This window comes from Lactobacillus sp. HMSC08B12, assembly GCF_001808415.1.
GTDB lineage: Bacteria > Bacillota > Bacilli > Lactobacillales > Lactobacillaceae > Lactobacillus > Lactobacillus delbrueckii.
The window spans coordinates 1-22,119 of record NZ_KV793217.1 but is presented as its reverse complement, the minus strand read 5'-3'; the positions used below and the strand labels follow the sequence as shown (position 1 = coordinate 22,119).

17 protein-coding genes and 1 pseudogene are annotated in these 22,119 nt (G+C 52.1%); 16 read left to right on the top strand and 2 right to left on the bottom strand.

The window, feature by feature from the left end; all coding sequences use genetic code 11:
* Window positions 1–135: 135 nt before the first annotated feature.
* Window positions 136–933 carry a tyrosine-protein phosphatase gene (locus HMPREF3168_RS09170; RefSeq protein WP_070489735.1) on the bottom strand — a complete coding sequence of 266 codons (798 nt, stop codon included), beginning with the start codon at window positions 931–933 and terminating at the stop codon, window positions 136–138.
* A 195-nt stretch (window positions 934–1,128) separates the two neighbouring features.
* On the opposite strand from HMPREF3168_RS09170, the gene HMPREF3168_RS09165 reads away from it, so the two are divergent.
* The 5 genes from HMPREF3168_RS09165 (at window position 1,129) to phnE (HMPREF3168_RS09145) (ending at window position 5,467) form a co-directional block, all read left to right on the top strand.
* Window positions 1,129–1,602 (top strand): universal stress protein, encoded by a 474-nt coding sequence (locus HMPREF3168_RS09165; RefSeq protein WP_050951992.1) that lies wholly within the window; start codon window positions 1,129–1,131, stop codon window positions 1,600–1,602.
* Between the two features lie 420 nt (window positions 1,603–2,022).
* Window positions 2,023–2,964 (top strand): phosphate/phosphite/phosphonate ABC transporter substrate-binding protein, encoded by a 942-nt coding sequence (locus HMPREF3168_RS09160; RefSeq protein WP_035183991.1) that lies wholly within the window; start codon window positions 2,023–2,025, stop codon window positions 2,962–2,964.
* Window positions 2,965–3,081: 117 nt separating this feature from the next.
* The gene (gene phnC, locus HMPREF3168_RS09155) at window positions 3,082–3,852 is read left to right on the top strand and encodes a phosphonate ABC transporter ATP-binding protein (protein ID WP_003611671.1); all 771 of its coding nucleotides are present in this window, start codon (window positions 3,082–3,084) and stop codon (window positions 3,850–3,852) included.
* 2 nt (window positions 3,853–3,854) lie between these two features.
* Window positions 3,855–4,655 (top strand): phosphonate ABC transporter, permease protein PhnE, encoded by an 801-nt coding sequence (gene phnE / locus HMPREF3168_RS09150; RefSeq protein ID WP_013438996.1) that lies wholly within the window; start codon window positions 3,855–3,857, stop codon window positions 4,653–4,655.
* Window positions 4,655–5,467 carry a phosphonate ABC transporter, permease protein PhnE gene (phnE, locus tag HMPREF3168_RS09145; protein ID WP_003611688.1) on the top strand — a complete coding sequence of 271 codons (813 nt, stop codon included), beginning with the start codon at window positions 4,655–4,657 and terminating at the stop codon, window positions 5,465–5,467. Before phnE (HMPREF3168_RS09150) ends, phnE (HMPREF3168_RS09145) begins: the two co-directional genes overlap by 1 nt.
* A gap of 255 nt (window positions 5,468–5,722) precedes the next feature.
* On the opposite strand, the gene HMPREF3168_RS09140 is transcribed toward phnE (HMPREF3168_RS09145), so the two are convergent.
* Window positions 5,723–7,348 (bottom strand): peptide ABC transporter substrate-binding protein, encoded by a 1,626-nt coding sequence (locus tag HMPREF3168_RS09140; RefSeq protein ID WP_070489733.1) that lies wholly within the window; start codon window positions 7,346–7,348, stop codon window positions 5,723–5,725.
* 250 nt (window positions 7,349–7,598) lie between these two features.
* On the opposite strand from HMPREF3168_RS09140, the gene HMPREF3168_RS09135 reads away from it, so the two are divergent.
* The 11 genes and pseudogenes from HMPREF3168_RS09135 to HMPREF3168_RS09085 all read left to right on the top strand — a co-directional run bounded on the left by HMPREF3168_RS09135 (window position 7,599) and on the right by HMPREF3168_RS09085 (window position 21,904).
* A complete protein-coding gene (locus HMPREF3168_RS09135) occupies window positions 7,599–8,084 on the top strand; it encodes a hypothetical protein (RefSeq protein WP_003614491.1) in 486 nt (161 codons plus the stop codon).
* A 57-nt stretch (window positions 8,085–8,141) separates the two neighbouring features.
* The gene (locus HMPREF3168_RS09130; protein ID WP_070489730.1) at window positions 8,142–9,542 is read left to right on the top strand and encodes a metallophosphoesterase family protein; all 1,401 of its coding nucleotides are present in this window, start codon (window positions 8,142–8,144) and stop codon (window positions 9,540–9,542) included.
* A gap of 96 nt (window positions 9,543–9,638) precedes the next feature.
* On the top strand, window positions 9,639–11,588 hold the full coding sequence (gene asnB / locus HMPREF3168_RS09125) for an asparagine synthase (glutamine-hydrolyzing) (protein WP_003614461.1): 1,950 nt from the start codon (window positions 9,639–9,641) through the stop codon (window positions 11,586–11,588).
* A gap of 33 nt (window positions 11,589–11,621) precedes the next feature.
* A complete protein-coding gene (locus HMPREF3168_RS09120) occupies window positions 11,622–12,881 on the top strand; it encodes a carboxylate--amine ligase (protein ID WP_070489728.1) in 1,260 nt (419 codons plus the stop codon).
* A gap of 365 nt (window positions 12,882–13,246) precedes the next feature.
* Window positions 13,247–15,457: pseudogene (nrdD, locus tag HMPREF3168_RS09115) on the top strand (anaerobic ribonucleoside-triphosphate reductase).
* 71 nt (window positions 15,458–15,528) lie between these two features.
* Window positions 15,529–16,251 (top strand): anaerobic ribonucleoside-triphosphate reductase activating protein, encoded by a 723-nt coding sequence (gene nrdG / locus HMPREF3168_RS09110; protein ID WP_003614463.1) that lies wholly within the window; start codon window positions 15,529–15,531, stop codon window positions 16,249–16,251.
* A 19-nt stretch (window positions 16,252–16,270) separates the two neighbouring features.
* Window positions 16,271–16,828: an iron-sulfur cluster assembly protein gene (locus tag HMPREF3168_RS09105; RefSeq protein WP_070489725.1), complete on the top strand. Its 558-nt coding sequence runs from the start codon at window positions 16,271–16,273 to the stop codon at window positions 16,826–16,828.
* A complete protein-coding gene (locus HMPREF3168_RS09100; RefSeq protein WP_070489723.1) occupies window positions 16,828–18,144 on the top strand; it encodes a DUF438 domain-containing protein in 1,317 nt (438 codons plus the stop codon). The genes HMPREF3168_RS09105 and HMPREF3168_RS09100 overlap by 1 nt, the downstream gene beginning before the upstream one ends.
* 99 nt (window positions 18,145–18,243) lie before the next feature.
* The gene (locus tag HMPREF3168_RS09095; protein WP_070489721.1) at window positions 18,244–19,464 is read left to right on the top strand and encodes an MDR family MFS transporter; all 1,221 of its coding nucleotides are present in this window, start codon (window positions 18,244–18,246) and stop codon (window positions 19,462–19,464) included.
* A 124-nt stretch (window positions 19,465–19,588) separates the two neighbouring features.
* On the top strand, window positions 19,589–19,927 hold the full coding sequence (locus HMPREF3168_RS09090; RefSeq protein ID WP_070489719.1) for a glutaredoxin: 339 nt from the start codon (window positions 19,589–19,591) through the stop codon (window positions 19,925–19,927).
* A 24-nt stretch (window positions 19,928–19,951) separates the two neighbouring features.
* Window positions 19,952–21,904, top strand: coding sequence for a M13 family metallopeptidase (locus HMPREF3168_RS09085; protein ID WP_070489717.1), 1,953 nt, complete (start codon window positions 19,952–19,954; stop codon window positions 21,902–21,904).
* Window positions 21,905–22,119: the final 215 nt, after the last annotated feature.

The window sequence follows — 22,119 nt, the reverse complement described above, 5'->3', positions numbered from 1 at the left end:
TATAATATAAATCTGGTAATTAGGGATCCCTGCACCAGCAAATCCCCGTATCTGATTAGTGCAAGCAAAGAGGCAAAAGCCTCTTGCGACTTGCAAGCCCTAGACTTTAGTCTGGGGTTGGTTGACTTCTGGCGCTTATTTCTCCAAGTATATCGTCCGCAAATCCAACAGGTCAGCATTAGAGAGGCCGATCTGCTGGTGCAGGTAGGCATTGATGCTGCCGTAGTCCCGGTTGATGACATTCAGCAGGTACTTGAAGTAGTCCGGCTGCACAGTCTGCAAATCGCGGAAGGTTGCCAGGAGGCTGTCATCAGCTCCGGCGGCCTTTTCCTTGGCCAAAAGCTGGCTGACGAAGTCCTTGATTACTTCATTAGTGAAGAGGTAGTCTTTTTCAATGGTTTTCATCGGTACGCCCAAGGCCGTCAAGATCAGGATTGCCCCGAAACCGGTCCGGTCTTTCCCAGCCGTGCAGTGGAAAAGCACGCTCTCGCCATCTTTTTCATTAGCCAGGAGAACTTCAAACAGGTGCTGGTAGGCCTTGTTGGCGTTCTTCCCGGTTGCCATGTTCTTGTAGGCCCACAGCATCCGCTGGTAGCCCCAGCCTGGATCCTGGCTTTCTCTCGCCATGTCGGAAATGCTCATGGTGGAGTTGGTCAAGTCCTCATCGAAAACCGGGTCGGCGAAGTACTCAACGCCCGCGATCTTCCGGTCTGGCTGCTTGTTTCTTTCGAAACTGGTCCGGAGGTCGATATCGTACTTGAGCCCGTAGCGGCGCAGGTATTCCTGGTCTTCCTTGAGCAGGTCGGCCAAGTGCCCGCTCCGGATCAGCTTGTGCATTTTGATCTTTTTGCCGGAAACGGTCTGGTAGCCGCCCAGTTCACGGAAGTTCCGGCCGCCTTTAACGTCCAGCAATTGCTGTTTTAATGAAGTCATTTGTCGAATCCTTTCTTATTTATTTGTCTGTATTTTCTTTTTATGTTGTCTAGCGGTTGATTTTTTCATCCCGCTTAAAAAATGCTTCCCTGCAAGTTTAAGATGTAACAATTTTGCGAAAGCGCATTGCTAAACTGTGACTTATGTTAAAATATAGATAAGCGAAATACGTAGATAGTACGGGAGATGAGCACTATGACTGAAGAAAAAATCAAAATTTTAGTACCTGTCGATGGATCTGAATCCGCTGAACGTGCTTTTGACAAGGCCGTGAAGATCGCCGTCAACAACGGCTACCACGTTGATGTTTTGAACGTGATCGACACCCGGCAGTTCATGGGCGAAATGCAGGACACCTTGATCTCAGGCGACACGATCTACCAAATGACCCAAGACTCAGAGGAATACCTCAAGAGCCTCAAGCAATGGGCTCACGACAACCTGGCCTTTGACGACATTGACTACCACATCCGTTACGGCAGCCCGAAGAGAATCATCTCTTACGACTTCGTCAAGGACCACGGCAACAACCTGATCGTGATGGGCGCCACCGGTTTGAACGCCGTTGAGCGGATGCTGATGGGGTCAGTTACCGAATACGTCAACCAGCACGCCATGGCCGATGTCTTGATCGTCAGAACTGACGTCAACAACATGCCTGCCAAGTAAGCTGGCTGATAAAAGTATATCTTAAAAAGAGGACGTTTGGAACAATTTCCAAACGTTCTTTTATTTCCCGTTTATTTAACTCGAATTTTACTTTCGTTCGGATTTCAACCAATTAAGTTAGTGGTTTGTGTAATTTTTCGCTATTTCATTAACCTTTTGCTGGCAAAATTGGACCGGATCAATTAGTTTGGGTAAAAAAACCGAAAAACGCTTGCTAAAACCCGAATATTTCTGGTAGAATTGTTCCAGAACACAGAAGCGAGATTCGCCTTGCTGTCGTTCCGATGAGATGTATGAGCGTGAGAGCCGGCCCGTTAAGGAAGCTTTTGTGTGGACTTTTCTCTGGCTGCTTTCAAGCTCATCCCTTATGCTGCTGTTGTACTATTTTAACTTTCATTAACCATTTTTCAGGGGGAAATAATGAAAAAGTTCAAGAAAGCATTGTTTGGTGCTTTAACTGTTGCTGCTGCCGTGCTGGCAACTGCTTGCTCTTCAAGCAAGTCATCTTCTTCATCAAAGGGCTACACTCCATCAAAGTCACACCCTTTGACGATCCAGTTTGTTCCTAGTCAAGCTGCTTCCACTTTGGAAGCCAAGGCTAAGCCGCTTGAAAAGATCCTTTCCAAGAAGCTTGGCGTTCCGGTTAAGATCTCAATGTCAACTGACTACAACACGGTTGTCGAAGCCATGAAGTCAAAGAAGGTTGACGTCGGCTTCCTGCCACCGGATGGTTACGTTCTGGCCCACAAGCAAAAGGCTGCTGACGTTCTGTTGCAAGCTCTCCGTTACGGGGTAAAGCAACCAGGCGGTAAGGCAACCAACAAGCTGGTTAAGTTCTACCGGTCAGAAATCCTGGTTAAGAAGGGGTCAAAGATCAAGAGCTGGAAGGACTTGAAGGGCAAGAAGATTGCCGTTCAAAACGCTACTTCTTCAGCCGGCTACATTTTCCCAATCGCTGAATTGAAGGAAAAAGGCCTGGACTTGACTAAGAAGGGCAACGCCAACCTGGTAACTGTAACTGGCCACGACCAAGCCGTGCTTGACGTTCTTAACGGGGACGTTGATGCTGCCTTCACTTTCGAAGACGCACGTAACACTGTTTTGGCCGACCAACCAAACATCATGAAGAAGGTTGTTCCAATCTACTTCACTACGGGCATCCCTAACGACACTATCTCAGTTCGTTCAGACATGAGCAGCTCCTTCCGCAAGAAGCTGTCCAAGGCCTTCGAATCTCTGCGCAAGGACAAGAAGAGTTTGAAGATCATTGAAAGCATCTACAGCCACGAAGGCTACACCCCTTCAAAGGACTCAGACTTCAACATCGTCCGCAAGTACGACAAGATGGCTGCTACCAAGTAGTCATTGATATCACAAAGATTATCAACTGAATACTAATAGTGAAATCGTGCCCCGCTTTAACGTAGGACACGATTTTCAATGAAAAAGCAAATTTAGGTATTTAAGGAGTTATTATTCATGGCAGAACAGCCGATGATCGAAATGAAGAACGTTACCAAGGTCTACGACAATGGTACCGTTGGTTTGAAGAACATCAACCTGAAAATCAACAAGGGTGAGTTCGTGGTAATCGTTGGTCTTTCCGGTGCCGGCAAGTCCACTCTGCTCCGGGCAATCAACCGCCTGCACGACATTTCTGAAGGCGACATCTTGATTGACGGTGAGTCAATCACCAAGGCCAAGAGCAAGAACCTGCGCCTCATGCGGCGCAAGATCGGGATGATCTTCCAAAGCTTCAACCTGGTCAAGCGCTCCAGCGTTTTGCGGAACGTTTTGGCTGGCCGCCTGGCTTACTACCCAACCTGGAAGACTACTTTCAACCTCTTCACTGACGAAGACAAGCAAAGAACTTATGAAGCCCTGCAAAGCGTCGGCATGGCTGAAAAGGTCTACTCCCGGGCTGACGAATTGTCTGGTGGTCAGCAGCAGCGGGTGGCTATCGCCCGGGTGCTGACCCAAAGACCGGAAATCATTCTGGCCGACGAACCAACTGCTTCTTTGGACCCGAAGACTTCCCGCCAGGTTATGGAAGACTTGAAGATGCTGAACGAAAAGTTTGACATGACGGTCGTAGCCAACCTGCACTCAATTGAACTGGCCAAGGAATTCGGCCACCGGGTCATCGGTGTCCGGGCCGGGGAAATCGTTTATGACGGCAAGATGGAAGACACGCCACAAAGTATCTTCGACAACATCTACAACGGCGGCAAGGGTAAGGAGGAAGACTAACAATGTCAGCAACTGACCGCGACATGTTAAAACTTCCAAAAAAGAAGTTTAAGATGTGGAACTGGGTCTGGGTCATCTTGATGGTCCTGGGTCTGGTTTTATCTGTTAACAACACGCAGACCAGTCTGCCGGAATTTTTCGCCAACTTTGACCAGTTCGCGGAAATCTTCGTGCAGATGGCTCAGCCGGACTGGTCATATGCCGGCACTGCCATTCCTTACCTGGTGGAAACGATCAAGATGGCCATCATCAGTACGGTTATCGGGTCCCTCTTGGCCTTCGTTTACTCACTTTTGATTGCCAGAAACATTGTCCATAACCGGGCAATTACCGGCGTTCTGCGCTTCATCATGAACATCATCAGAACGATTCCTGACCTGCTCTTGGGTTCAATCTTCGTTGCTGTCGTTGGTATCGGCCCAGTTGCCGGTATCCTGGCCTTGACTGTCTTCACCTTCGGTGTTGTGGTCAAGCTCTTCTACGAAGCCATCGAAACTATTGATCCAGGTCCAAGTGAAGCCATCAAGGCAGTCGGGGGCAACGGGATGAACAATATCATGTTTGCCGTTATGCCGCAGATTCTGCCTTACTTCATCAGCTACGCCCTGTACGCTTTTGAAATCAACGTCCGGGCATCCACGATCCTCGGTTACATCGGTGCCGGTGGTATCGGTCTGCAGCTGAAGAACACTTTGGACATGTTCAACTACAACCAAACGGGGATGATCATCCTGGTTGTCTTTCTGGTTGTTTTGGTCATCGACTTTGTTTCAACTAAAGCAAGGGAGGCTTTGATGCGCTAATGGATACGACAATGAAGAAATTACCACCAAAACCAGTGACGGCCAAGTCCAGAGCTATTAAGTGGGGCGGCTGGATTATTTCCATCGCCATCATTATTTGGTCCTGCACGGGCATCGACTTCGGCGGGATCAAGCCAACTGCCGGCCAGATTACCGGGGCGATCTTCAATGGTCTTTTCCACCCGGACTGGTCATACGTTTATAACGGCAGCGGGGAAGACCTGGTTTCCCAATTGTGGCAGACCTTGTGTATTGCCTTCCTGGGGACTTTTATCTCCGCCATCATTTCAGTTCCTTTTGCCTTCTGGGCAGCCAACACCCGGCACAAGAAGTTCTGGGTATCTGAAAGCGGGAAGATCGTTTTGACTTTCATCAGATCCTTCCCGGAAATCGTTCTGGCCTTGATGTTTATTAAGGCCGTTGGCCCGGGCGCTCCAGCTGGTGCCCTGGCCTTGGGTCTGCACTCAGTCGGGATGCTGGCCATGCTGTTCTCAGAAGCGATTGAAAGTTTGGATGATGGTCCAGCTGAAGCGATTACGGCGGCCGGCGGGTCTAAGTTCAACGTTGCTGTTTTCGCGACCATGCCTGACTTGATGCCAGCCATCGTTTCCAATACCCTTTACCGTTTTGACGTGTCCGTCCGGTCCGCTTCTGTTTTGGGTCTGGTTGGGGCCGGTGGTATCGGCTATCCTTTGATCATCGCCTTGAACTACCGGCAATGGAGCCGGGTTGGGATCATCCTTTTGGGGATCATCGTTATGGTTGTGGTCATCGACTGGATCTCTGGCGCCATCCGGAAGAAGTTGGTCTAAAAATATATTTGAATAATAACTCTTTGAAAAGCTGTGGCGGTTGCCACGGCTTTTTTCTTTTTTAAGAGAGGTCAACAATCAAGCCATCGACTTTAATCATGGCGCTATTACTTTGACAGTGACAATCATCATTACTTGCTTCTTACTATTGTTGCCTTCCTTAGGCAAAAGAAAGAGGCTCGCGTAAGCCGCGAGCCTCTTTTCTTTATTCTAGTCTGTTGTCTATTGTTTGTTGTCTGTCGCTATTGCTGCTTGTTACTTCAGGTAAGCGTACTTGAAGCTGTAGTTTGCCCCGGCGCCGTTGTAGATCACGCCCTTAACGCTCGGCTTGACCATCCAGGCTTCGATTGGGTGGTACAGTGGAGTAACCCCTTGTTCTGCCAGCAGGACTTGTTCAGCCTTGGCCAGATCCTTGAAGCGGTCGCTGGTTGAACTGGTCGTCTTAGAAGCGGCAACGTACTTGTCGTAAGTCTTGTTTGACCACTTGCCGTAGTTGTATGAAGCGCCAGTAGTCTGCAGGTCAAGGAAGGAAATTGGGTCGGAGAAGTCGGCGTTCCAGCCAGTTGAAACGACGTCAAAATTGCCGTTCATCATTCTGGTCAGCCGGGTCTTCTTCGGGATGCTTTGCACTTGCACATCGATGCCCAAGTTGTTTTCCAGTTGGCTTTGAACGAATTCAGCTGCCTTCTTGGCCGTGTCATCGTCGTCGCCCAGCAGGGTGAAGGAGATCTTCTTCTTGCCGGTTTCTTTCAATGCTTGCTTGTAAAGCTTCTTGGCTTCCTTAACGTTGTAAGTTGCGGCCTTTTCAGTTGCGGCATTCTTGACCGTGTCCGCGTAGTCCTGGCCATTGACCGTCGTCATGCCTTCTGGATCAAAGGTTGTAGCTGGCGTTGCAGCCCCGCCCAGAGTTGAAGCAAGTTCCTTGCGGTTGATGGCCATGGAGATGGCGAGACGCAGGTTCTTGTTCTTGAATTCTGGGTGCTTCTTGAGGTTGTAGGACAGGTATTGGGTCGTGGACATCTTCCGCTGGGTGTAGCCGGTCTTGCCCTTCAAAGACTTAGTGGCTTGGGCGTCCAGGAAGGCAGCGTCAAGCTTGCCGCTTTGGTAAAGGTTGTAGTCGGTTGAAGGGGTCTTTTGAACGCTGAACTTGACCGTGTCCAGCTTGACGCTCTTCTTGTCCCAGTAGGTTGGGTTCTTGACCAGCTTCCAGCTCAAGTTGGACCCGGTCCAGCCAACTTGCTTGAATGGACCGTTGTAAACCATGTACTTGGATGAGGTCGCGTACTTGGAGCCGAACTTCTTGACGGCATGTTCATTTTGCGGGAAGAAGAGCGGGAAGGCCATCAGCAACTTGAAGTAAGGAATCCGCTTTTCCAGAGTAACCGTCAGCTTGTACTTGCCGTCAGCCTTGATGCCCAAAGCTGCTGGCTTCTTCTTGCCGGAAACGATCGCGTCGGCATTCTTGATGCCGCTGAACAAATAGGCATATTCAGAGGCGGTCTTCGGGTCGATGGTTCTGCGCCAGGAATAGACGAAGTCCTTGGCAGTTACCGGATCACCGTTGGACCACTTGGCGTCCTTTCTGATGGTGAAAGTCCAGGTCTTGCCGTCGGCACTGTTCTTGGTGGAAGTGGCCAAAGCATTTTGGACCTTGGCGTTCTTGCCCAGAAGGTAAAGCCCTTCTTCAACGTTGTTGATTTGTTCATATGATGCCTGGTCGGTTGCCTTGGATGCATCCAAGGTCGTCATTTCGGCGGTATTCATCCAGGTAAGGGTCTGCTTCTTGGCACTGCTTTGTGAGCTGTTTGACCCGCAGGCGGCTAAAGTGGCCGCGCTAGCTAAGATTATGGCTGAGCTGGCTAAAAGTTTCTTGCTTCTCATATTGTTTGCCTTCTTTTTCTTGTAAAACTCATATATTACGACACAGCTTGATAGATGCAGCTAAACTGCTGACCTAAGAGATATTACTAATTATAGCAAATAAATTAAAAAAACCAGGTGCACTTTAATCTTTTTGCCATCAATCGTGAACTTTCCCCATTATATGGAAAAAAGCGCTTTGCCCAAGTAAAAAAAGCTATTCCAGACCGACTTTTTGCTATAATTAGGGTAAGATTGCAAGGAGGACAACATGGAAAAATTAACTACCATGGAGCTGGCTGACGAGTTAGCTGAAGCTCAAGACAAGATTCTTAACGGTGAAGCAAAGCTGGATACCGGCCGGGTTTACCAGGCCATCGATGATTTGGGCGTCTTGAACGATCCCATCAGCAATTACTTCGACCGGACCGAAGATGAATACTATGAAACTGAAAGTGACCACTACCTGGCTTTGACTAATCTGACTGGCAAGCTGGGCGACCTGCACGACCGCATCTTGACCAACCACGTTGACGGTTTCGTTGACAAGGACGAAATCAACCTGACCTACAACCACGAAAATGCCTACGTGGAAGACAATTACGTGCCAAGAACCGACCTGCACGTTTTGGTCTACGGGCTTAAGGTGATCGGGGCGGTCGAAGCCATCGCCGCTGCCGACCTGCGCAACGTCTTGTCCAAGGATGCCGTGCTTTCCTTGGGCCTGGCGGCACACGCATTAGCAGAAAATCTATAATTGAGAGCCGGGGGAGGCCCGGCTCTTTGTGATTTTAGGCTTTTTGGAAGGGTAGAAATGGACCTGTTTAAATACACAAAGGGAATTATTGACAAGGCAGTTGGGGCTTCCAAGCTGCACGCCGTGCAAAAGAATGCCGGCGAGCTCCTGGATCCCATGCAGAAGTATCTGACGGTAGGGGAGTACCATGTCGATGCTCGCGACGCCACGCCTGACGGCCGGCCGTTTACCTTGACGGTCTACCAAGATGACCAGGGCATCCTGCACCAGGCGCTCAGTCCGGAAAGCACCGACAGCCTGGCCGCTGAATACGACCGGAAATTCGTGCCGGAACTGAACCGCTTCAAGGCTTTCCGCAACCGGGAAACGGGCCGGCGCTATGTCGTGGAAGACTACCTGGCCCGCTTTGCCAGCGACGTGAAAAAGGAAATCCGGGAAGGAGACGACTCTGTCAATATCGGGGTCATTACCGACACCCACTTCAAGAACGTTGACAGCCTAGACTTCTATGGCTGGAACGGCTTGATGCATGTCAAAGAGTTTTCCTACCTGGACCAGCTGGATATTTTGGACCTCAAATGCCACTTGGGCGACTGGATCGACGGCTCTGACGCCGGCCTCATCAGCGAAAGCGAACTGATGAAGCTGCGGGACTCCTTTAAGTCCAGCAAGGTGCCTTACCTCATGATCAAGGGCAACCATGACGAAAATGACAAGTTTGACGAGCACCATGACTTGAAGGCCAGCTTCCCGGAGCGGGAGTTTGAGAAGATCATGTGGCCGGAGATGTACCGGCAACGGGAATTGGGCTATGTTTCCCGCCAGCACGGGGTGGCCTGGTTTGACCAGGGCCATGTCCGGGTGATCAGTCTGAATACGTCAGACATTCCCTACATTTTGAATGAAAAAGGGCAGAAAAAGTACGATGTTAAATTGACCCTGGGGGTACGGGAAGACCAGGTGCAGGAACTGATCGAAATCCTGCAGCAGTCAAGCGGCAAGCAGGTTATCCTGCTCAGCCACGCCAACCCGATCAACCGGAAGGGCGGCAATGCCTTGAAGTACAACGGGCGATCCCTGCATGAACTCTTGGTGGCCTTCAACCAGAAGGAAAAGGGCCGGATGCACTCCAGCAAGGACGTGCCGGCGGAATTCCGCTTGAGCAACGACTTTGACTTCACCAATGTCAAGGACGCCCGGATCATCGCCTACTTCTGCGGCCACCGGCATGTGGAAGACCAGTACCGGATCAACGGCATCCAGTACGTTCTGTTCAACTGCTCAGCCTTGATGGGACCCAACCACCAGCTGACGACCAAGTATAACAAGAACTTAAACCGGAAGATGGACCACCAGAATGAATTTGCCGGCTATGTCGTCAACGTGGACCTTTTCCGGCGGCGGATCAAGGTCTTTGGCTATGGGGCCGCGACCAGACGGAGAATTTTTTTCATTTAAGTAAAGATTAACAAGGACTCTGTAAACATTAGAGCCCTTGTTTTATAATAAGAAGTTGACTTTATAGAAACTAACTAGAATTAAGGAAGAGAAAACATGTGCGGAATTGTCGCCTTTTACGATCCAAAAATCAATGACAAGCAGGCGGCCATCGGCAAGATGATGGCTACCATCCAACACCGGGGACCAAGCAGTGACGGGATGTACACCAACGACAAGGTGGCCCTTGGTTTCAGAAGACTGTCGATTATCGACCTGCGGGGCGGTAGTCAGCCAATCTACAACGAAGACCGCAGCCGGGCGATCATTTTCAACGGGGAAATCTACAACTTCAAGCCCTTAAGAGAGGAACTGATCAAGGCGGGCCACACCTTCTCCACCAAGGCCGACACTGAAGTCATCCTGCACGGCTATGAAGAATGGGGGATGGACGGGATCCTTAAGCGGGTCCGGGGGATGTTCGCCTTCATCATCTGGGACGACAATACCCAGACCATGTACGGGGCCCGGGACTTCTTCGGGATCAAGCCGATGTACTACCAGGACGTGGACGGTCACCTTTTGGTCGGCTCAGAATTGAAGAGCTTTTTGGCCTTCCCTCATTTTAAAAAGGAACTGAATACCGAAGCCGTCAAGCCATACCTGATGAACCAGTACAACGACCTTAAGGAAACCTTCTTCAAGGGCGTCTACCGCTTCCAGCCAGGTCACTGGTTTGAATACAAGGACGGCAAGATGAAGACCCACCAGTACTGGGATGCCGAATACAAGGACAACAACCTTTCCTTTGAAGAAACAGTCAAGAAGATCAACGAAGACTTGAAGGAAACGGTTGACCTTTACCGCAACGCCGACGTTAAGGTCGGGGCCTTCCTTAGTGAAGGGGTTGACTCCAGCTTCCTGACGGCCCTTTTGGACCCGGATGAAGTCTTCTCCATCGGCTTTGACGACAACACATACGATGAAGCTTCCAAGGCCAAGGCCCTGGCCGACATCAACGGCTGGCACTTCTACGCTGACAAGGTCTACTCAGAAGAAGCCATGCGGGACTTCCCGGAAATGCAGTACCACATGGACGAACCAGACGCCAACCCGTCAATCATTCCTTTGTGGTACCTGTGCAAATTGGCCAGAAAGCACGTGACTGTTGCCCTGTCCGGGGAAGGAGCCGATGAGCTTTTTGCCGGCTATGTCAACTACGGGATGCACACCCACAACAATGTCATCAAGGTCTTTACCGACAAGCTGAAGAAGCTGCCAAAGGGCAAGCGGGTTAAGCTGGCTCATAAGATCAAGAAGATGCCAAACTTCCCGGGCAAGGTGCACCTTTACACCAACCTGGCTGAACCAAGCGAATTCTACGTGGGCCAGTCAGTCATCTACGACATGGACTACCCGACTATCTTCACTTCTAAGGACGCTAACGCTGTCTTGCAGCCGAGCTACCGGAACAAGCTGACGGTTAACGGCAACTACCAGGAAGACTTCAAGAAGGTCAAGGACCTGGACAATGTCAAGCAGATGCAGTACATCGACCTACACCACTTCATGCTCAACGACATCGAGCAGAAGGCTGACAAGATTTCCATGGCCCACTCCCTGGAACTCCGGGTGCCTTACCTGGACGTGAAGATCGCCAAACTGGCCAACTCTATTCCAAGCAAGTACCTGGTCAACAAATACGACACCAAGTACGCCCTGCGCAAGGCTTCAGAACAGGTCCTGCCGGATGAATGGGCCAAGCGGCCGAAGCTGGGCTTCCCGACGCCAATTAAGCAATGGCTGCAGGAAGAGCGTTTCTACAAGCAGGTCAGAGACCTCTTCAGCGAAGACTTCGTCAATGATATTTTTGAACAAAAGAAGATCCTGGACCTGCTGGATGAGAACTACAATGGGGACGGTTCTCACCGCCGGCAGATCTGGGCAATCTACACCTTCCTGGTTTGGTACAAGCTCTTCTTCGTTGACTACGAGGAAACCGTGCGCAAGTACCAGCACGTGCAGCCGGAAGTGGCCAGCTTGATCGCCCAGGGCAAGCTGCTCTAATCCAAAAAGAAGAGAAAGAGAATTTAATTACTAATGGCTAAATTTACACCAATTTTGCTTGGCAGCGACATCAACGTCTACGGGATGGCGCGGTCTTTTAACGAAGCATACGGCATCAAGGTCCAGGCTTGGGCGGCAACGCAATTGGCGGCCACCCGCTATTCCAAGATCGTGGACGTTGAAGTGCACCCTGGTTTTTCCGAAGACCCGGGCTTCATGGAAGTCATGCAGGAAAAAATCAAGGAATACCAGAATCATGAAGAGCCAGTCATTCTGATCGCTTGTGGGGACGGCTATGCAGAACTTTTGGCTAAGCACAAGCAAGAACTGGAAGGGACCTTCGTCGTTCCTTACATCGACTACCAGCTTTTGGAAAAGCTGATCTCTAAGGAGGGCTTCTACGAAGTCTGTGAAGAATACGGCCTGCCTTACCCGAAGACCAAGATCATCAAGCTGGCTGACTACCAGGATGGGTCATACGCCGACGTGCCTTTTGCCTTCCCGGTTGCCTTGAAGCCGGAAGACCCGATTTCCTGGCTGGATGTCCAGTTTGAAGGGCGGAAGAAGGCTTTTGTCATCAAGGACCTGGCTGAATTCAAGGACATTGTGGGCAAGATCTACACCAATGGCTACAAGGAAGACTTGATTCTGCAGGACTTCATCCCGGGCGACGACTCCAACATGCGGGTCTTGAACGCCTACGTGGACAAGAACCACCAGGTCAAGATGATGTGCCTGGGCCACCCGCTTTTGGAAGATCCGACTCCGCAGTCAATCGGGAACTACATGGCTATTTTGCCGGCCTATGATGAAAAGCTTTACGAGACCGTCCAGACCTTCCTGGAGAAGATCAACTATGTCGGCATGGCCAACTTCGACATCAAGTACGATGCCCGCGACGGCCAGTACAAATTCTTTGAAATCAACCTCCGCCAAGGCCGGTCCAGCTTCTACGTGACCTTGAACGGCTACAACCTGGCCAAGTGGTACGTTGACGACTACGCTGAAGACTCCTTGGCCGGCCAGGAGACCGTCTATGCCAACAAGCTGGAGAGCAGCCACATGCTCTGGCTGGGCGTGCCGGAGAAGATCTTCAAGGAATACGCGGTCGACAACGAGGCCAAGCAGGCGGCCTTGAAACTGATCGATGCCGGTCAGGTGGGGACGACCGTCTTCTACGACCAGGACAGCTCCTTTAAGCGCTGGCTCTTGATGAAGTACATGTTCCACAACTACTACAAGCGCTTCAAGACCTACTTCCAGGTCAACAAGGGCCAGTACTTCGATAAATAGCCAATACTTTTATAAGCTCTTGATGAAAATCAAGGGCTTTTTTCATCTTTTTCAAATTTTTGAAGGACTTTGGCAAAAGGCTAAAAATATTTGCTCAAGCAAAATATTCTTTTTTTAAAAATATACGGGTTCCAAGTCCCGTGACAGCTGAATTCTCTCCTGTCATTTAACAGAAATGGGTCTTTGTATAGACCGCAATATCTGGTATTTTGTGCTATGCTTATCTCATGAACTAAACAAGATGTGGTGGTTATCCACACTTAATCCACAAGATAGTCTAGTTCTTGTGAGTAACTCGCTTAAACAGCCCCAGAGGCTGGATGTAAAAAGGCAAGGTATTTTTGAGAGATAAGAGGTTGATTGTCATGTTAAAGCCGGCAGCAGAAACTGTGAGCCTGAATTTCGCTAACGCGCCAAAGAAGTTCATCAAGCGCGACGGCGCCCCATTTAAATTTGAACAATTCAAGTTGGAAACGGTTCTGGATGAACTTGGCCTGGAAGACAGCGAAATCAAGGCTGCCGTTTTGAGCAAGGTTTACGCCAAGCTGGCCACCTACACGGTTGACGCCGTTCAAGTCCACGCTGCCTTCAGAGCCAGCTTGAACGAACTGGGCTATCTGAATGAAGCCAAGGAATACGAAGCCAAGCGGCAGGAAGACGAAGCCGACTGGCGGGCAGAAACTGACACCAAGCAGCGTCTGGCCAAGCTGGTCGACAAGGACCCAAGCATCGTCCACGAAAATGCCAACAAGGACTCTGACGTCTTTGCCACCCAGCGGGACTTGACTGCCGGGACTGTGGGCAAGACGGTTGGTCTGACCTTGATGCCTCAGCACATTGCCAAGGCCCACCTGCGGGGGGACATCCACTGGCACGACCTGGACTACACTCCTCTTTCACCAATGTCCAACTGCTGCCTGATTGACTTTGACTACATGCTCAACCACGGCTTCAAGATCGGCAACGCCTTCGTGGAAGTACCGAACTCCATCCGGGTGGCCACCAGCCAGGTAGCCCAGATCATCACCAGCGTGGCTTCCAGCCAATACGGCGGCTGCTCTTTTGACCGTTGCGACGAAGTCCTGGCGCCTTTTGCCGAAAAGGACTACAAAAAGCACCTGGAAGAAGGGCGTGAGTTCATCGACGACGAAGACAAGGTAAAGGCTTTTGCCAAGAAGCGGACCCAAAAGGACATCTACGACGCTATGCAGAGCCTGGAATACGAGATCAACACCATGTTCTCCAGCCAGGGGCAGACTCCTTTCACCACCTTGGGCTTCGGCTTAGGGACCAACTGGATTGAAAGAGAAATCCAAAAGGACATCCTGCAGGTCCGGATCGAAGGCCTGGGCCGGGAACACCGGACGGCCATCTTCCCGAAGCTGGTCTTCAGCTTGAAGAAGGGGCTTAACCTCCACCCAGGCGACCCGAACTACGACATCAAGAAGCTGGCCCTGGAATGTGCTACCAAGCGGATGTACCCAGACGTTTTGAGCTACGACAAGCTCATTGACATCACTGGCTCCTTCAAGGCCCCGATGGGCTGCCGGTCCTTCCTGCAAGGCTGGAAGGATGAACAGGGCCAGGAAGTCAACTCCGGGCGAATGAACCTGGGCGTGGTTACCTTAAACCTGCCAAGAATCGCCATGGAAAGCCAGGGCGACATGGACCGCTTCTGGGAAATCTTCAATGACCGCCTGGAACTGGGCCAGCAAGCCTGCGAATACAAGGCCAAGAAGGTCACTGAAGCTAAGCCGGTCAACGCTCCAACTCTGTATGAATACGGCGCCTTTGGCCAAGGGGCTGGCGATGACGGCGACGTCAACGACTTCTTCAAGAACGGCCGGGCCACGGTTTCCCTGGGCTACATCGGCCTTTACGAAGTCGGCACGGTCTTCTACGGGCCAGACTGGGAAAAGGACCCGGAAGCCAAGGCCTTCACTTTGGAAGTGGTCAAGAAGATGCATGATGCCTGCGCCAAGTGGGAAAAGGAAGACCCGAACCACTACCACTACAGCGTCTACTCCACCCCAAGTGAAAGTCTGACCGACCGCTTCTGCCGCCTGGACACGGAGAAGTTCGGCAAGGTCAAGGACATCACGGACAAGGAATAGTACACCAACTCCTTCCACTACGACGTCCGCAAGCACCCGACCCCATTTGAAAAGCTGGACTTTGAAAAGGACTACCCATACTACGCTGCCGGTGGTTTCATCCACTACTGCGAATACCCGAACCTGAAGCAAAACCCGGCCGCCCTGGAAGCTGTCTGGGACTGGGCTTACGACAGAGTCGGCTACTTGGGTACCAATACCCCGATCGACAAGTGCTACGAATGCGGCTTTGCCGGCGAGTTCAAGTCAACCGCCAAGGGCTTTGAATGTCCGCAATGCGGCAACCACAACCCGGAAACCTGCGACTGCGTCAAGCGGACTTGCGGCTACCTGGGCAACCCGCTGAAGCGGCCAATGGTCCACGGCCGGCATGAAGAAATCGCCCACCGGGCCAAGCACATGAGCTTGGGCATGGTCAGCGAGGAAGCCAGCCTGGAAAAGCAGAAGAACAGCCAATACTAAACGAAAAGAATTATACTAATAGGCAGGAATCATTCCTGCCTATTTTTTATCGAAAGCAAAGGAGAAGCGAGATGCCAGAGAAAGACAAGAATCAGCAAGAAGGCCCTGACGTCCGGGACAACCTGATCCGGATCAGCGTCGGCGGGGAAACGGTCTTTGTGGACGCCAACCAGTACAAGGCTAAAAATGCCGGCCAGACGGCCAAGCCACGGAAGATGAAGCGCCAGCCCAAGAATCCCAAGCCGGGCGAATGGATCTCAGAAGACTACAGCAAGCATAAGATTGCCGACTACAAGCCCTTCAACTTCGTTGACGGGGAAGGGGTCCGCTGCTCCTTATACGTGTCCGGCTGCCTCTTTGACTGCCCGGGCTGCTACAACCTGGCCGCCCAGAACTTCAACTACGGCCGTCCCTACACCCAGGAATTGGAAGACCAGATTATCGCGGATATCGGCCAGTCCTATGTTCAAGGGCTGACCTTGCTTGGCGGGGAACCCTTTTTGAATACCTGGGTCTGCAACCGGATCATCGACCGGGTCCGGGCCGAATACGGCCACAGCAAGGACATCTGGTCCTGGTCCGGCTATACCTGGGAGGAACTCTTAAAGGAGACCCCGGACAAGGTGGAAATGCTCAAGAAGCTAGACATCCTGGTTGACGGCCGCTTTATGGACAACTTGAAGGACCTGACCCTGCAGTTCAGAGGGTCCAGCAACCAGCGGATCATTGACGTGCAGAAGTCCCTCAAGACCCCGGACCTGCACCCGGTCATCTGGGACAAGCTGCAGAGATAGTTTTTTTAGCGAGGAAAAAATGAACGAAGAAAAACGCGCCTTGGTTAACCAGGTCATCGGTCAGCTGCAGACCGTCATCGACCCGGAGCTCCTGGTCAATGTGGTCGACCTGGGCCTCATCTACGGAGTCGACATCGATGATGAGGGCAACTGCCTGGTGACCATGACCTTGACCACAGCCGGCTGCCCCTTAAACGACTACCTTAACCGGGAAATCCGCCAGGCGGTGGGCCAGCTGGCCGCCATCAAGCAGGTGGACATCAAGCTGGTCTGGTACCCGGTCTGGACCCCGGACCGCTTAAGCGAGCAGGCGAAAAAGCAGCTGGGCATCAAGGAAGAGCCGGCTCCGGCGGCTAAGGAGATCAACCTCCCCCAGCCGATCAAGACTTTCGCTGACCAGTATCCGGAATTTACCGAAGATATGGCCGAGATCGGCTTCAACCGGATCAAGATTCCGGGCATGCTGGACACGGTGGGCCGGCTGATGACCCTGCCGATGGGCTGCCGGGCCATGGGCTTTGACCTGGAAGAGGTCAAGGAGAAGCTGCGCTTGAAGGGATACGAGGTGACTGAGTGATGACCATGTCTTTAAAGGAGAGGCAGGAGAAGCTGCTGGAGATCTTGCGCCTTTTGCGGGACAAGGGGGACTTTGACCAGGCCAAGGCCATGTTCAACGAGGCTTTTTCTTCAGTCTCAGTCAAGGAAATCACGGAAGCTGAGCGGGCCTTGATCGCCGGTGGCCTCAACCCCCAGGAAATCCAGAACTTGTGCACGGTCCACGCGGAAGTCTTCCGGGGATCGATCGGCGAGCAGGAAGCAGGGGAGGCTTTTGCCCGGCCCGGCCACCCGGTCCAGACCTTGAAGCAGGAGAATGTCGTTTTGACCTCTCTGGTTAACGATGCCCTTTTGCCAGACCTGGCCAAGTATGAAGCAAAGCCAGCCCCGGAACTTTTAGCCAAAATCAAGCAGGAGCTGGCAGACCTGGCCCAAGTAGACAAGCACTATACCAGAAAAGAAATCTCCATGTTTCCCTTGATGACCAAGTACGGCATCACGGCCCCGCCCCAGGTCATGTGGGGGGTAGACGATGATATCCGGGCCTGGATCAAGGAGGCCCGGCAGGCGGCTGAAACGGGCGAGGCAGAACTTTTGGCCAAAAAGGTCAAGCAGGCGGCCAAGGAAGTCACCGAAATGATCTTCAAGGAAGAGGCGATCATGCTGCCGCTCTTGACGGAAGTGGCGACGCCGGCCGACTGGCTTAGGGTCAAGGAAGACGAGCCCCGGGTGGGCTACTGCTTGATTCCCAATCCGCCAGCCTGGCGGCCATCCGCGGCCGAACTGGCTGAGAAAAAGGCAGCCGACCCGGCGGCGATCGCCAAGTGGAATGACCAGATCGGGGCTTTTGCCGGCCAGCTGGGCGGCAATGAAGCCGAAAACTACCAAAAGCTGGTGGAAGTCGAGCAGGCGGAGGAAAAAGCCCGGCCGGCCCTGACGGACTCCTTTATTGAGTTCGCGGAAGGCAGCCTCAGCTATGAGCAGCTCTCGGCCGTCCTGGACCTTTTGCCCCTGGACCTGGTCTTTGTGGACAAGGACGACGTCATCCGCTACTTTGGCGGCAGCTGCGGCTTTTATCCCCATTCGAAAAACGACCTGGGCATGAACCTGTTTAGCATTCACATGCCAAAAAGCGTGCCCAAGGTCAAGGCCATCGTGGATGACCTGAGAAGCGGGAGAAAGGACAAGCATGCCTTCTGGTTTGAAGTCCGGGGCCGCTTCGTCTATATCCAATACCTGGCGGTCAGAAACAAGGCCGGGGAATATCTGGGCGTTTTGGAAGTCTTGCAGGATATTACCGACCTGCGCGCATTGCAAGGAAAGAAGAAAGAGTTGTAGAATTATAATAAAGAGAGAAGCCATGGCTTGCTGAGTCGTGGTTTTCTTATTGCCTGGAGTATTTTTAGCAATTAAATTTAGAAAAGGAGGAATGGATAAATGAAAACTAAACACGGACAGAGCCAGTTGCCGGAAATCGCGCTGCCCTGGCTAGTCGTGGCCGAACTGGCTACTTGGATCGGGGCCAGCTTCATTTGGCCACTGACTTCCGTTTACCTAAACAAGCGGTTGGGGATCAGCCTGTCGGTAATCGGGATCGTCCTCTTCTGCAATTGCGCGGCCAACATGCTGGGGTCAACCATCAGCGGCCGGCTTTTTGACCGGCTCAATCCTTATCCTTTGATTACGGGCGGGATGCTGCTGGATGCTTTGGTCCTGTTGGCCATGGCCTTCTTCCACGGCTGGCCGGTTTACTGGGTCTGGCTGGTCTGTACGGGCTTTTTAGGGGGCTGGAACGGGGCCCTGGTCAATTCCATCGCCACCAGCCTGCGCAAGTATCCGGGCCGGTATGTCTTCAATATTCTCTACTTCTCCCAGAACCTGGGGGTGGTAATCGGGACCTTGATTGTCGGCTACCTTTACGACTACTCAATTGAGCTGCTCTTTACCATTGCCAGCTGCCTTTTCTTGATCGGGACTTTAGTTGCCTTCTGCAAGTTTAAGCCGATCGTGGCCTACCATGCCCGCCGGCAGGAGCAGAAGAAGACTGGCCAAACCCCGCTGAAGGCGGAAAAGATGCCAAAGGCCAACTTCTGGATGACCATGGGCTTCTTCATCACCCTGGGGGTGACCTGGCTGATGTACATGAACTGGGAGTCCAACCTGTCCGTTTACATGGTCAGCCTGGGGATTCCTTTCCACCTTTACTCAACTTTATGGACGATCAACGCCGGCATCATCGTGGTCGTGCAGCTGATTTTGGCCCGCTTCCCGCGGATCTTCAAGAGCATCTACCAGCAGATCTACTTCGGGATCTTCATGTTTGCCGTGTCCTGGCTGACCTTGATTTTCGCCAAGACCTACCCGGGCTTCGTCTTGTCCATGTCGATCCTGACCTTGGGTGAATCGACGGCCTTTTCCGCCATTCCGGCCTATGTCAACGACATGTCGCCGTACTCCAGTAAGGGCAAGTACCAGGGGATGACCCTGGTGGCTAGCGGGGTCGGCCGGGCCTTCGGGCCGCTTTTCGGCGGGACCTTGATCGACCTCTTCGGCTACAAGACCATGTTTGTAGTCGCCAGCTGCGGCATCCTCCTTTGCCTTTTGGCCCTCTTGCCGCTGAGAACAAAGCTGAAGGACCAGGTGCAGTTCTTCAAGTAGGAATTTTTAGCATTTTTGCAAAAGTAAGACCGGATTTTCATTCTGGCCTTATTTTTTTACACTTTGATTGAAAGGGAAGCAGTTAACGGGTAAAATAAGAGGATAGTGAGAAAAGGAGGAAAACATGCTTAAGGTTTACGGGACAAAAATCTGTCCGGACTGCATCGCCTGTGAGGCCAGTTTTAAAAAGTACGGCATCGGCTACGAATTCGTTAATATTTTCGCCACCATGCCGGATTTCAAGGAATTTTTGCGCTTGCGGGATGCCAGTCCCGCCTTTGCTCACGCTAAGGAGCAGGGCAGCGTGGGGATTCCGGCCTGCGTCAAGGAAGACGGGGAAATTTTTACCGACTGGGAAGGCTTTTTAAAGGACCAGGGCTTAGAGCCAATCTGGCCCGAAGCAGCTGACCAGGCCAAGGCTGAAATTGAAGCCCAGTGCGACCTGCGCCAGCACAACTGCTAGTTAAAAAACAAGGAGGAAGAAATATTGAACAATAAATTTGCCGTCCGCGGCGGCAGCGGCGACACGACTGTCGTTGACAAGACTGCCCGCCCGCAGGACAACCTGTATTTGGCCGTTAACTCTGACTACCTGGATCAGCTGGAAATCCCGGCTGACCGGTCCCGGATGGGGAGCTTTGACCAAATCGCTGAAAACGTTGAAAAGACCCTGATGGCTGACTTCGCGGCTTTTGCCAGCGGGGAAAAGGAAGTGCCAAACCTGCCGAACCTGGCCAAGGCCGTTGAACTCTACAAGCTGGCCAAGGACTTTGACAAGCGGAACGCTGACGGGGCAGAACCAATCCAGGCTGACTTGAAGAAACTGGAAGGCTTGAACAGCTGGAATGACCTGCAAGGCGCGGCAGCTGCTTTGGCCAAGGAAGGCTTTGACCTCCCATTCTCCTTCTCCGTTGACGCGGACATGAAGAACACCAAGGTCAACACGGTTTACTTCGGCGGTCCCCACATCTTTTTGCCAGATACGACCACTTACGAAAGCCCGGACGCGGAAAAACTCTTGGGCGTGTTAAAAGAACAGACCCTCAAGCTCTTCCAAATGGCCGGGGTAAGTGAAGAAAAAGCCGCTGAATATGTAGACGGGGCCCTGGCTTACGACCAGCGCCTGGCCAAGGTAGTCAAGTCCAGCGAAGAATGGGCTGACTACCCGGCCATGTACAACCCGATTTCATTGGCGGACTTCAAGAGCAAGTTCACTAGCTTTGACATGGGCCAGTTCCTGGCAGGCTTCCTTGGTGAAGAACCAGAAGTTTTGATCAACACGGAACCCCGCTACCTGGACCAGGCAGAAGGTCTTTTAAACGAAGCCAGCTTCAGTGAAATCAAGGGCTGGATGCTGGTTAAGTTTATCAATGACGTGGCCTCATCTCTGTCGCAAGAATTCAGAGAAGCCGCCTTCCCGTTCAGCCAGGCTTTGACCGGCCAGCCGCAACTGGCCAGCGGGATTAAGCAGGCCTACCGGATTGCCAACAGCACTTTCAGCGAAGTTGTCGGCGTCTACTACGGGCAGACCTACTTCGGGGCCGCCGCCAAGGAAGACGTTTTGGGCATGATCAAGCGGATGATGAAGGTCTACGAGGACCGGCTGGCCAAGAACGACTGGCTCTCCCAGGCGACTAAGGACAAGGCCATCACCAAGCTGCAGGCCTTGATCTTGAAGGTCGGCTACCCGGACAAGATTGAAGACATCTACAACCGCCTCCAGGTTACCCCGGCAGAAGAGGGCGGCAGCCTTTACAGCAACCTGCAGGCCGCCAGCCAGGAAAGCATCAAGTACAGCCTGGAGAAGCTCCACCAGCCGGTTGACCGGACTGTTTGGCTGATGCCAGGCAACCTGGTTAACGCCTGCTACGACCCGCAGAGAAACGACATCACCTTCCCAGCGGCCATCTTGCAGGCACCATTCTACAGTGCTGACCAGAGCCGGGCAGCCAACTACGGCGGGATCGGGGCCGTGATCGCCCACGAAGTTTCCCATGCCTTCGACAACAACGGGGCCCAGTTCGATGAATTCGGCAACATGAAGAACTGGTGGACCGAAGCTGACTACAAGGAATTTGCTGACCGGACCAAGGCGGAAATCGCCCTCTTTGACGGGCTCAAGTTCGGCCCGACTACTTTGAACGGCAAGCAGATCGTGTCCGAAAACATCGCTGACCAGGGCGGCTTGACCGCGGCCATGACCGCCTGCAAGGAAGAAGGTCAAGGCCTGGAAGACTTCTACGCCAACTGGGCTAGAGTCTGGGCACAAAAGTCCCTGGAAGCGGCCATCAAGATGATCGTTTCCGTTGACGTGCACGCGCCAGGCCCTCTGCGGGCGAATGTCCAGGCCCAGTGCCAGGACGAATTCTACGAGACCTTTGACGTCAAGCCGGGCGACGGGATGTACCTGGCTCCGGAAGACCGGGTCAAGATCTGGTAGTTTTTCATAAAATTTCATAAGCAACAAAAAAGCAGTCATTCTATCAATGACTGCTTTTCTGCTGCTGTGTGTTTGTCTAATATATGTGTGTAAAAGAGGAAAAGAAAAAGGAAAATTAATTCCTATAGGAGAAGCAATTTCTTGCTTCTGACTATGGTTATATAATAACGGCCGAATTCAAAAATATATCCAATGCTATTCAGGTGAATAGCATT